Consider the following 11909-nt stretch of genomic DNA (forward strand, 5'->3'; position numbering starts at 1 on the left):
TTGTGTAAAGGCAACCTGTTGTCATAAGAATCACCCCTTTCAACAAAGAGTTTTGAGTTTGTGAGCCATTAAGAGTAGAAAGCCGTTAAAAGTTTATAGGGGCAGAACAGTTCAATGCATTCCATGGTCAGAAATCTGGGCCTGATGGCCGCCTTGTGTGTTTTGGCTGCCTGTGCTTTGCCGCGCGGTGCTCCTGTGTATTCGGAAGTTGTAAAGACGGACCCTGAAAAAGCCGCGGAACAGAATGTTCAAATTGTCCCCGTTACGCGGGACAGTGCCGACATGATCAAGGGCTGGCCGGTTACTGGTTGGCAGGGTCACTACCGTTGGCTTGCCGTACAGCGCGGTGGCGGGAGCAATATCCTGCGCCCCGGCGACATGCTGAACCTGACCATTTGGGACAATGCCGAGAACTCTCTTATCACTGGTCGTGACGAACGCAGTGCGCAGGTGGCGCGGGTTGAGGTCGAGCCGAACGGAACAGCCTTTGTCCCTTATGTTGACCAGGTAAACGTTTCTGGTTTGACAGCCCCGGAAGCACGCCGCCTGATCCAGGAGAAAATGACCCAACTTGCACCGTCCGCACAGGTTCAGCTGGATCTCGAGGAAGGTGTTGGAAACTCGGTGGACCTCGTGGCTGGTGTGAAAACGCCGGGAACATATCCTCTGCCGAACCGCAATTTCTCGATCCTGTCGCTCATTTCGAGGGGCGGCGGTATCAGCGAGTCGATCCGCAATCCGCTCGTGCGTCTGATCCGTGGCGGGCATACCTATGAGATTCCGGCCTCGGAGCTTCTGAAGGATTCCAAGAAGAATGCCATTCTTCGCGGGGGTGATCAGGTTGTGATCACGGAAGACCCTCGGTTCTTCGTTGCGCTTGGGACCACGGAGAAAGAAGAGATCGTCAACTTCAACAAGGAAGCGATTTCCGGGCTTGAAGCGGTTTCGATCCTAGGTGGTCTCATTGATGCGCGCGCCAACCCTGCGGGCCTTCTTGTCCTGCGCCAGTACGAGGCGGGCCACGTTCGTGCCGACGACAAAGGCCCGGCACGGGAATACGTGATCTTCGCGATGGACCTGACGTCGGCGGATGGCCTGTTCGGTGCCAAGAACTTTTACATCCAGCCGGGCGATACAGTGCTTGCGACCGAATCGGTTGTGAAACCTGCCCAGGCCCTGATTGCACTGTTCGGATCGGCCTTTGCGATCACGAATGCATTCGACTAATTCTGCAGTGCAGAATTTCCATGCACTGGCGCAGGGTTTTCCTTGCGTCAGAGCCGCCTGAAAAGTAAGCATGCCTTATATCATTAGTGATTTGTCACATTTACGCGGTATTCCGTCATGTTGAAAGACGTGCTCAATCCGAGTAGGGTTTTGTAGGTTTTGGGTCAGAATACCCAACTTGAAATTATTAAAGCGAGCTCCCCATGCGCAAAAAGGTAACGAAAGCAATCTTTCCCGTCGCAGGTCTTGGCACCCGATTTCTGCCGGCCACCAAATCGGTTCCGAAGGAAATCATGACCCTTGTTGACCGCCCGTTGATTCAATACGCGATCGACGAGGCGCGCGAAGCAGGAATCAAGGAGTTCATCTTTGTCACCTCGCGCGGCAAGAGCGCGCTTGAGGACTATTTCGACAACAACCCGATCCTCGAGCAGGAACTGCGTCGCAAAGGCAAGAAAGACCTGCTTGAAACACTCAAGCAGACCAATATGGAAAGCGGTGGCATCGCCTATATCCGCCAGCACCGCGCGCTGGGCCTTGGCCACGCGGTGTGGTGTGCCCGTCGCCTTATTGCGAACGAGCCCTTTGCCGTGGTTCTGCCGGACGACGTGATTGCAGGTGAAGAGTCCTGCCTCAAGCAGATGGTGGAAGCCTACGAGGAAACCGGTGGCAGCATGGTTGCGGCCATGGAAGTGCCGCCAGAAAAAGCATCGGCCTATGGTGTTCTGGACGTGAAGGAAGACATGGGTTCGCTGGTGTCGGTCAAGGGCATGGTTGAGAAGCCGAAACAGGAAGAAGCGCCGTCGAACCTCGCGGTGATTGGCCGCTACATCCTGTCTCCGCATGTTCTGCGTAACCTCAACAAGCAAGAGGCTGGTGCAGGTGGGGAAATCCAGCTGACCGATGCGATCGCCAAGGAAATCGAACACGAGAATAACGTGTTTGGATATCGTTTCCGCGGTCAGCGCTTTGATTGTGGTTCGAAAGCCGGCTTCCTGCAGGCAACCGTGGCCTTTGCAATGGCGCGCGAAGAACTTCGTGACGAGCTGAGCGAGTACCTGCACGAGCTGGTCGCATCGCAAAAAGCAGCGCAATAAGCGGCGGGAGAATTTCAGTGCAGAATGTTCTGGTAACCGGCGGTGCCGGCTATATCGGCTCGCATGCGTGCAAGGCCCTTAAGGCGGCCGGGTTCAATCCGGTCACCTTCGACAATATCAGCACCGGCTGGGAAGATGCGGTCAAGTTTGGCCCGCTTGAGAAGGGCGACCTTCTTGATCGGGCGCGTCTGGACGAAGTCTTTGCCAAGCATGAGCCGGTTGCCGTGATGCACTTTGCGGCGCTGAGCCAGGTTGGCGAAAGCATGCAGATCCCGGGCAAATACTGGCTGAACAACGTTCAGGGGTCGCTGAACCTGATCGAGGCTGCGACCGAGGCAGGGTGCATGAACTTTGTGTTCTCGTCGACCTGTGCGACCTATGGCGATCAGGACAACGTGGTTCTGGATGAAAACAGCTCGCAGTTTCCGATCAATGCTTATGGGTCTTCCAAGCGTGCCATTGAAGACATGCTCAAGGATTTCGAAGGGGCGACCGGTCTGAACCACGTGATCTACCGCTATTTCAACGTGGCTGGCGCCGATCCCGAGGCGGAAGTGGGTGAATTCCACCAGCCCGAGACGCACCTGATTCCGCTGATGCTTGATGCAATTGACGGCAAGCGGGATGCGCTGACGATCTTTGGCACCGACTATGACACGCCTGATGGCACCTGCATTCGTGACTATGTGCATGTCTGCGATCTTGTGGATGCCCATGTTCTGGGTCTTAAGTGGCTTCTGGATGGCAAGGGTAGCCGGGTGTTCAACCTTGGCACCGGCAGCGGGTTTTCGGTTCGGGAAGTGATCGATCACTCTCGCGCCGTGACCAACCGCGATGTGCCCTATGTCGAGGGCGATCGCCGTCCCGGAGATTGCACACGGCTCGTTTCCGGCTCGACACGGGCAGAGAAAGAGCTAGGCTGGCAACCATCCCGTTCGAACCTGAACACGATGATTTCCGACGCCTGGCGCTGGCACCAGTCCGGGCACTACGAAAAATGAGGTCGCGTCCATTCCACTTGGCTTGGGGCATATCGGAGCTCTTGATCGCGAAAAACTTCGCGGGCTGAGGGCTGCCTACAAGCTGCGGTGGACGCGCAGGCGATTGCTGTTTCGGGCGCTGCGCAAGCGGCGTCAGATGCAGGCGGTGGTCGACCGGACGGGGCAGATTGCCCCTGACGATATTCTGGGAGCGGCAACGGTTCGAAACGAGATCGTGCGGCTCCCTTATTTTCTTGAGCACTACCGGCGGCTTGGTGTTCGCCACTTTCTGTTTGTCGACAACAACAGCGACGACGGGACTCGTGAGTTTCTTGCCGAGCAGCCCGATGTGTCGCTTTGGACCACGGCGCATGGGTACAAGCAGAGTCGGTTTGGGCTGGATTGGCTGACCTGGCTGTTGATCCGCCATGCGCACGGCCACTGGTGTCTGACGCTCGATGCCGACGAGTTGCTGATCTACCCCTATTGGGAAACCCGCCCGCTCAAGGCGCTGACGGAATGGCTGGATGGTGAGGGGGTCGAGATGTTTCCGGCGATGATGCTGGACATGTACCCCAAGGGGAAATTGAGCGAACAGCGATACGAACCGGGGCAGGATCCCACCGAAATCCTGTCGTGGTTCGACGCCGGCAACTACACCATTCAGCGGCAAATGCCAAAAGAGAACCTCTGGATACAAGGGGGGGTGCGGGCGCGTGTGTTCTTTGAAAAGGAACCCCGCAAGGCACCGACGATGAACAAGACGCCCCTGGTAAAGTGGAACCGGCGGTTCGTTTACGTAAACTCCACCCACGGGATGCTGCCGGCACGGCTCAATCGGGTGTATGACAGGGATGGGGGCGAATTTGCTTCGGGCATCCTGCTGCACACCAAGTTTCTTGATACCATCGTCGACAAGTCACGAGAGGAGTTGGATCGGCGCGAGCATTTTGCCAACAGCGATCTTTATGACGACTACTACAAGGGATTGATCGACGATCCGGATTTGTGGTGCGACGCATCGAGCCGGTATCGCGGCTGGCGGCAGCTTGAAGCAATGGGGCTGATGTCGCGCGGCACTTGGCTTTAAATTATGTTAACGAGGGCGGGCGCATACTGTGGCTCACTGTTTACGAAATGTGAACAAAGGCGTATTCTCAACGCAATTGTAAGAACCGGAAACTTCCGGCGACTTCGGGTAGGGTTAGGAACCGCAGGGAATTGTGCCAGTGATCAGGTCAAGTATCTGATTCAAGGCGCAGATTCCGGCGGATCAGGCAGGAGCAACGGGCCGGAATGAGCTTGTTCCAATCATACAAGCTGCGTTGGAAGCGTAAGCATCTGCTGGCAAGGGCCTTTCGCAAGAGCCGAGAGCTGCGCGTGGTTGCCGATCGGACAGAACACATTCGCGGCAACGACATCATCGTGTTCTCGACGCTGCGCAACGAATACACCCGGCTTCCCTATTTTCTCGACTATTATCGCGAGATGGGTGTGAACCATTTCGTTATTGTGGACAACGACAGCAATGACGGGTCGCGCGAGTATCTGGCAGAGCAACCGGATGTGTCACTTTGGACGACCAAGGCGAGCTACAAGAAAAGCCGCTTTGGCGTTGATTGGTTGAACTGGCTGCAACGTAAATACGGGGATGGCCACTGGTGTCTTGTGGTCGATCCGGATGAACTCTTGGTCTATCCGTTCTGTGATACCCGGCCGCTGCGGGCGTTGACCGACTGGCTGGACGCCAGTTCGATCCGGTCATTCAGCACCATGTTGCTGGATATGTACCCCAAGGGGCGGTTAAACGCTCAGCCTTATCGTGCCGGCCAGGACCCGCTTGAAATCGCGAGTTGGTTCGATGCGGGGAACTACACGATTTCGCGGAACTGGCGGTACTGGAACCTTTGGATTCAAGGGGGGCCACGCGCGCGGATGTTCTTTCAGGACAACCCCGAAGAGGCGCCCGCCCTCAACAAGGTGCCGCTCGTCAAGTGGAGCAAGAAATACGCCTATGTGGATTCGACCCACATGATCCTGCCGCGGGGCCTTAACCTCGTGTTCGATGAGTGGGGTGGGGAAAAGGCATCGGGCATTCTTTTGCACACCAAGTTTTTAGATACCTTCTCGGCAAAGGCGGCCGAGGAGTTGCACCGCAAGCAGCACTACGCGGCGAGTGTGGAGTATATCGCCTATGCCAAGGCGATGGAGAATGATCCCGAACTTTGGTGCAAATGGTCGGAGAAGTATATTAACTGGAGACAGCTGGAAATTCTCGGGCTGATGTCCAAGGGGAACTGGGCATGATACAGGAGGTGTTGCGGTGAGCGTTGGCATCATCATGCTGGTGCATACGGCCCTGGACAGGGCCGAGAAGGTTGCCCGTCACTGGACGGCATCCGGATGCCCGGTGGTGATCCACGTCGACGCCAATGTGCCGCGCAAGACGTTCAAGGAATTTCAGGCGGCGTTGTCGGATGTTGCGCAGGTGCGGTTCTGCAAACGGCACACCTGTGAGTGGGGCACTTGGGGGCTTGTGGCCGGGACACAGAGCGCTGCCGAGATGATGCTGGCGGAATTTGCCGATGTGCGGCACGTCTACCTGTCGTCCGGATCGTGCCTGCCGCTGCGCCCGGTGCAGGAGTTGAAAGACTATCTTGCTGCGCGGCCACGGACGGACTTTATTGAATCCGCGACCACCTCGGATGTGCCTTGGACAGTGGGTGGGCTGAGCCACGAACGTTTCGTTCTGCGCTTTCCCTTTTCCTGGAAGAAGCGGCGTTTTCTTTTCGACAAGTATGTCGAATTGCAGAGACGTGTGGGATTTCGGCGCAAGATACCGAACGGGATCGTGCCGCATATGGGATCGCAATGGTGGTGCCTGACGCGCCAGACGCTTTCTGCGATCCTCGAAGATCCGGAGCGGGAAACCTATGATACCTATTTCAAGAAGGTCTGGATTCCCGACGAGAGCTATTTCCAGACCCTGTCACGGCTGTATTCGACCAATGTGGAAAGCCGGTCTCTGACCCTGTCGAAGTTCGATTTCCAGGGCAAACCGCATATTTTCTATGATGATCACCTGCAATTGCTTCGGCGTTCGGATTGTTTTGTCGCGCGCAAGATCTGGCCGCATGCGAACAAGCTCTATGACGCGTTCCTGACCGACCCCGAAGGCGCGATCAAGATGACCGAACCGAACCCGGCCAAGATTGACCGGATATTCGCCAAGGCGGTGGAGCGACGGACACGCGGACGGCAGGGCCTGTATATGCAGAGCCGGTTTCCGCACGAGGGGTATGAACACAGCATCACCAGCGGGCGCTATTCGATCTTTCAGGGGTTTTCAGAACTGTTCGAAGACTTTGAACCCTGGTTGGCCAAGGCAACGGGTGCACAGGTGCACGGGCATATATACGGTCCGGAACGCGCCGAGTTTGCGAACGGGCAGAAGGTGATCAACGGGGCGCTGTCGGATGCTCCGATGTTGCGGGACTATAACCCGACGGCGTTTCTCACCAACCTGATCTGGAACACCCGCGGGGAGCGCCAGTGTTTCCAGATGGGGCCAATGGACGAAACCGCGCCGATGTGGTTCGTGGCCAAAGATCCCAATGCGCAGATCTCGGTGATCAGCGGCGCCTGGGCCGTGCCGTTGTTTAAGTCGAACCGCAATTTTGCCGACCTTCGACAGGAGGCAGCGCATCTTCAGAAGCTCGAGGCAGAGCAGCTCAAGGTGTTGCGGTCGATCTGGGCCAAGGCGCGCATACGCATCTGGACAATGGCCGAGTTTATCGAAGCTCCGATGGAGCCCTTGCAGACCATCATTGACGAGATGGGCGGCCATTCCCTGCGCCGCTTGTCAGAGGCGCCGAAGATGGCGGATTTGACGGGGTTCGGCCAGTTCCTCCAGAACCTCAAGAACCAGGGGATGCACCCCTACCTGATGGGGGACTTCCCGGTCGCACAACCGGGACTGAACCAGCCAAAACCCCCGCGCAAACCCTATTTGGTGCAGTAAAATCGCATGAACAAAACCTTTGATTACTTTGTCGTTTTCGCCGAGATGCGGACGGGGTCGAATTTTCTTGAGACCAATATCAACGCTTTCGACGGGCTGACCTGCCACGGTGAGGCGTTTAATCCGCATTTCATCGGCTATCCCAACAAGTCGGAAATCCTTGGTGTGACCTATGAGGACCGCACGCACGACCCAATCGCCCTGATCAAGGTGATCAAGGCGCAGGATGGCGTTCTGGGCGGCTTCCGTTATTTCCACGATCATGACCCGCGGGTGTTGCAGGTCTGCCTGAACGATCCGCGCTGCGCCAAGATCGTGCTCACTCGAAACCCGATGGACAGTTACGTGTCGCTCAAAATCGCGCAGGCGACGGGGCAGTGGAAACTGACGGATGTGCGGCGCCGCAAGGAGACCGGCAAGGTGCGCATTGATCCGCAGGAGTTCAAAGCGCATGTCGAGGACTTGCAGGATTTTCAGGTGTTGATCCAGAATGCGCTTCAGGAAACCGGTCAGACGGCGTTTTATGTCGCCTATGAAGACTTGCAGAACGTCGAGGTCATGAATGGTCTGGCCAGCTTTCTTGGGCACGATGGCAAGCTGGAGGAGCTGGACAAAACGCTGAAGCGTCAGAACCCCAAACCTGTTTCCGAAAAGGTTGCCAACTTCGACGAAATCATCAATGCGCTGGCTGATCTTGATCGGTTTAACCTGAGCAGGACACCCAACTTTGAGCCACGGCGCGGGGCGGCCGTGCCGTCCTACGCGCTGGCTGCCGAGACGCCCCTGATGTACCTGCCGGTTAGATCCGGGCCGGAAGCCCAGGTGTTGAAGTGGCTGGCTGACCTTGATGGCGTCGATGTCGATGCGTTGCCGACCAAGTTGAACCAAAAGGCCCTGCGCCAGTGGAAGCGCAAGAACAAGGGCCATCGCAGTTTCACGGTTGTACGCCATCCGGTTGCGCGGGCGCATGCCACGTTCTGCGAGATGATCCTGCCTGTGAATGAAGGACGCTACGCGCAGATCCGCAATACGCTGATGAAGGTCTACAAGGTGCCGCTGCCCAAGAACGGGCCTGACGCGTCATATGACGTCGCGGCACACCGAGAGGCGTTTGTGGCATATCTGGCGTTTGTGAAGGCGAATTTGGCGGGGCAGACCAGTTTTCGAATCGATGGCCACTGGGCGACGCAAGCCGCAACGCTAAAGGGATTCGGCGATCTTTGCTTGCCGGACATGATCGTGCGGGAAGACGAGCTGGAGAGCCTCCTGCCGCTGCTTGCGATGCAGGTTGGTCGGCTGGACGCGCCGGAACCCGAACGCGCGCCGGATGACGTGCCCTTTGCGCTGGGCGAGATTTACGATGAAGAGATAGAGGCGCTGGTGCATGACATATACCAGCGCGACTATTTGAATTTCGGCTTTGATAGCTGGGTCTGAGGCCCGGTTTTTAAGCGGCCTGAACGTTCTGGGCTTCGGTCAGGATCGAGTAGAGAGTCTGGGCGTCCTGGTTGGCGCGCAGTTTGGCGCAGACCGAAGTCTCTCGCAGCGTGCGTGAAACCAGCGCCAGTGCCTTGAGGTGCTCAACACCTGCTTCGTTCGGTGCGAAAAGCGCAAAGGCGATATCAACTGGCTGACGGTCAACCGAGTTAAAATCTACGGGCTTTTCCAAGAGGATAAAGGCGCCGACGACGGTGTCGATGCCGTCCAGGCGGGCGTGCGGAAGGGCAACGCCGTGGCCAACCCCGGTAGGGCCGAGGTTTTCACGTTCGAGAAGCGCTTCGACAACACGGGTTGTATCCAGACCATAGGCGGACTCAGCCAGCTCGCCGATTGCATGCAGCAAGCGCTTCTTGCTAGAGGCGGCCGAAACAACTTTGACCGCCTCTGGCTTCAGGATGGTAGAAAGGTCCATATGCCTGTATCTCCGAGCAGAGACCTTGGCTCTGCCGACTTATCCTTGTGGATCGATCCAGCCGATATTGCCGTCTTCACGGCGGTACACGACATTCAATCCGTCTTTACCTTCGTTCTGGAATACCAAGACCGGTGCGCCAGCGAGCTCCATTTGCATCACGGCTTCACCGACGCTCAGAGACGGGATCTTGGTTTCCATCTCGGCGATGATCATCGGCTGTAGCGTTTCCGGCTCAGCCGTCTCGGTCTCCCCTTCAGAGGCGAGGATATACGAGGACGCGCCGAAGAGTTCAACCGGTTCTGCACGTTCGCGGTGGTGATCCTTGAGGCGGCGCTTGTAGCGGCGCAGCTGTTTCTCCATTTTTTCGTTGCAGTCGTCAAAAGCGGCGTAGATTTCGGTCGCGTGCGCCTTGGCCTGCGCGGTCAGCCCGGTTGATAGGTGAACCGTGGCTTCACAAACATACTCGTGTGCGCTTTTGGAAAAGATAATGTTGGCGTCGGTGGGGCGTTCAGCATACTTGCCGACCACTGATCCTAGCTCGTCCTTGACGTGAGTCTGAAGGGCATCACCGACATCGATATGTTTTCCGGTAATTTGGTAGCGCATCCTGTCTCCTTTGCGATGACATGTCGAACCACGGTCCGAGGGCGTTGAGTGCCCCGGATCGGATCAGGTTCGAATGCTGGAATTGGACGTCTTCGTACCTTGTCCGAGACCGGGCCTTTTCGAGAAGGCCGCGTGAGTCTGCGGTTCGGGTACCAAAAACGTCATACCTTCATTGAGAACCCAGGCGAGGGAATTGTCAATGTGGTCAGATCAAATTCCGAAGAAGAATCACGCAAAAATTTTTGGTGAATTACGAAATCCGGAAGTTGTCTCCCAGATAGACGCGACGCACGTTTTCATTCTCGACAACGTCGTCAGGTGTGCCTGACATGAGCACCTTGCCATCGTGGAGAATATAGGCGCGATCGACGATTTCGAGGGTCTCACGCACGTTGTGATCGGTAATCAGAACACCGATACCGCGTTTCTTGAGATCGGCAACAAGATGGCGAATGTCGCCAACCGAGATGGGATCGACGCCGGCAAAAGGTTCGTCAAGCAGCAGGTATTTCGGGTCGGCCGCCAGGCAGCGGGCAATTTCCACGCGGCGGCGCTCACCACCAGAAAGGGCCAGTGCGGGGGCGCGGCGGAGGTGTTCGATGGAGAACTCCGACAGCAGCTCTTCAAGGCGCTCACGGCGCTTGTGGCGATCCTTCTGAGTGATGTCGAGAATGGCGGTGATGTTCTCTTCCACGCTCAAGCCGCGGAAGATCGACATCTCCTGCGGCAGATAGCCAATACCCAGCTTGGCGCGGCGGTACATCGGCATATGCGTGACATCGCGGCCATCGATCGTGACGCGGCCGCCTTCGGGCATGATGAGACCCGCGATGGCGTAGAAGGTTGTGGTCTTGCCCGAGCCGTTTGGCCCGAGAAGAGCGACAACTTCGCCCCGGTTCAGCTCCATGCTGAATTCCCGGATCACCACCCGCTTGCGATAGCTTTTGCGTAGGTTGTCGACGCGGAGTCCCGAGCTTCCTTCGGCGACCGTCAGTTCAGGAGCAGCCATCAGTTGTCCCCGGTGCGCAGGATGGTTTTGACACGGCCTTCCATCTGCGCGGTGCCAGTTTCCAGGTTCACGGTCATTTTCTGCGAATGCAGGGTGTTGTTGCCCTGCGTCAGCAGCACATCTCCGACCATCACGACGGTTCCGCCTTCAACACTATAGTCGGCTTCGCGGGATTCGGCGGCATCCTGATCCTTGACCAGAAGCACTCCGCCTGTGGCCACAAGGCGCGAGATGCCCGAGGATTCCTCGTTGTAGAAAACCTGCACTTCAGGTGCAGACATACGCATACCGCCCTGGCTAATGAGTACATTGCCGGAGAAGGTCGCGGTGCCGTCGGCCTGGTTCACGGACAGGCTGTCAGCGTTTACTTCAACGGGTTGGTTCGTGTCCTGTTGCAGGCTACCAAATGCCACTTCAAAACCCTGGGCCAAGGCCGCCGTTGAAAATAATAGTGCGATAGCCAGGAAAACAGACTTGGGCAGTGACACTGGGGAAACCTCGATCAATTCGTTGGTGTGTATATCAGTTTCACACCATTTGTGAAAAACAAAGTTGTTTTGCCAGATACTTCGTCCGTCACGATTTCGAGCGCACCGGCCCGGAGGGCCCCGGCAGGGCCTTCTCCGGTCACAGTGCCGGGTGAGACGACATGAAGGCGACGCATGGCGGATGTCAGCAGGTCGCTGTGAATATCAAAGCCGTTCGAGCTGCTGATGTTCACCGCGCCTTCGAGTTGGGCTTCCTGCGTGCTGTTGTTGATCAAGGCTGTATCGGCCTTGATTGACAGGCTGGAGCCGTCTTTCAGATCGACGCGGGCCTGCATTTTATGTGCGAGCGACGTCGAAGGCTGGTCCGCGTCGGGTTTGGCATCTTCTGCCATGAACATCACGAGATGTCCCTTCTGGGTTTTGCCCGAAAAGAAGGGGGCGGTGATCCGCTGTTCCTTGGCGCGTTGCTCAAGATCGACCTTGGCGAACGGAATCGAGGCGGTGCTGTCGCTGATGCGGTTGGAGACGAGGAACAGCGTTGACAAAAGCGCAAGCGCCGTCAGGGG

12 protein-coding genes are annotated in these 11909 nt (G+C 57.0%); 7 read left to right on the forward strand and 5 right to left on the reverse strand.

The annotated features are described in order from the left end of the window. Positions 1-282: 282 nt before the first annotated feature. The 7 genes from ABWV42_RS16790 (at position 283) to ABWV42_RS16820 (ending at position 8762) form a co-directional block, all read left to right on the forward strand. Positions 283-1227 (forward strand): polysaccharide biosynthesis/export family protein, encoded by a 945-nt coding sequence (locus tag ABWV42_RS16790; RefSeq protein ID WP_255107132.1) that lies wholly within the window; start codon positions 283-285, stop codon positions 1225-1227. Between the two features lie 203 nt (positions 1228-1430). Beyond that, positions 1431-2324: a UTP--glucose-1-phosphate uridylyltransferase GalU gene (gene galU / locus ABWV42_RS16795; protein WP_255107131.1), complete on the forward strand. Its 894-nt coding sequence runs from the start codon at positions 1431-1433 to the stop codon at positions 2322-2324. A gap of 17 nt (positions 2325-2341) precedes the next feature. Then, positions 2342-3325, forward strand: coding sequence for a UDP-glucose 4-epimerase GalE (gene galE, locus ABWV42_RS16800; protein WP_255107130.1), 984 nt, complete (start codon positions 2342-2344; stop codon positions 3323-3325). 22 nt (positions 3326-3347) lie between these two features. Beyond that, positions 3348-4394 carry a glycosyltransferase family 2 protein gene (locus ABWV42_RS16805; protein ID WP_353341187.1) on the forward strand — a complete coding sequence of 349 codons (1047 nt, stop codon included), beginning with the start codon at positions 3348-3350 and terminating at the stop codon, positions 4392-4394. A 206-nt stretch (positions 4395-4600) separates the two neighbouring features. Further along, positions 4601-5611 (forward strand): glycosyltransferase family 2 protein, encoded by a 1011-nt coding sequence (locus tag ABWV42_RS16810; protein ID WP_255107128.1) that lies wholly within the window; start codon positions 4601-4603, stop codon positions 5609-5611. A gap of 16 nt (positions 5612-5627) precedes the next feature. Next, positions 5628-7325 carry a DUF5927 domain-containing protein gene (locus tag ABWV42_RS16815; protein WP_353341188.1) on the forward strand — a complete coding sequence of 566 codons (1698 nt, stop codon included), beginning with the start codon at positions 5628-5630 and terminating at the stop codon, positions 7323-7325. Positions 7326-7331: 6 nt separating this feature from the next. Beyond that, positions 7332-8762, forward strand: a complete 1431-nt coding sequence (locus tag ABWV42_RS16820) for a sulfotransferase family 2 domain-containing protein (RefSeq protein WP_353341189.1) — start codon at positions 7332-7334, stop codon at positions 8760-8762. 10 nt (positions 8763-8772) lie between these two features. On the opposite strand, the gene ABWV42_RS16825 is transcribed toward ABWV42_RS16820, so the two are convergent. The 5 genes from ABWV42_RS16825 to lptC form a co-directional block, all read right to left on the reverse strand. Beyond that, positions 8773-9237, reverse strand: coding sequence for a PTS sugar transporter subunit IIA (locus ABWV42_RS16825; RefSeq protein ID WP_353341190.1), 465 nt, complete (start codon positions 9235-9237; stop codon positions 8773-8775). 39 nt (positions 9238-9276) lie between these two features. Next, on the reverse strand, positions 9277-9846 hold the full coding sequence (gene hpf, locus ABWV42_RS16830; protein WP_255107124.1) for a ribosome hibernation-promoting factor, HPF/YfiA family: 570 nt from the start codon (positions 9844-9846) through the stop codon (positions 9277-9279). A gap of 250 nt (positions 9847-10096) precedes the next feature. Beyond that, positions 10097-10855: an LPS export ABC transporter ATP-binding protein gene (gene lptB, locus ABWV42_RS16835; RefSeq protein ID WP_255107123.1), complete on the reverse strand. Its 759-nt coding sequence runs from the start codon at positions 10853-10855 to the stop codon at positions 10097-10099. Next, a complete protein-coding gene (gene lptA / locus ABWV42_RS16840) occupies positions 10855-11343 on the reverse strand; it encodes a lipopolysaccharide transport periplasmic protein LptA (RefSeq protein WP_500150988.1) in 489 nt (162 codons plus the stop codon). The genes lptB and lptA overlap by 1 nt, the downstream gene beginning before the upstream one ends. 14 nt (positions 11344-11357) lie before the next feature. Then, positions 11358-11888 (reverse strand): LPS export ABC transporter periplasmic protein LptC, encoded by a 531-nt coding sequence (gene lptC / locus ABWV42_RS16845; protein WP_353341192.1) that lies wholly within the window; start codon positions 11886-11888, stop codon positions 11358-11360. Positions 11889-11909 lie beyond the last annotated feature (21 nt).

Origin of the sequence: Pelagimonas sp. KU-00592-HH, assembly GCF_040369695.1 — a bacterium.
Lineage (GTDB): Bacteria > Pseudomonadota > Alphaproteobacteria > Rhodobacterales > Rhodobacteraceae > Shimia.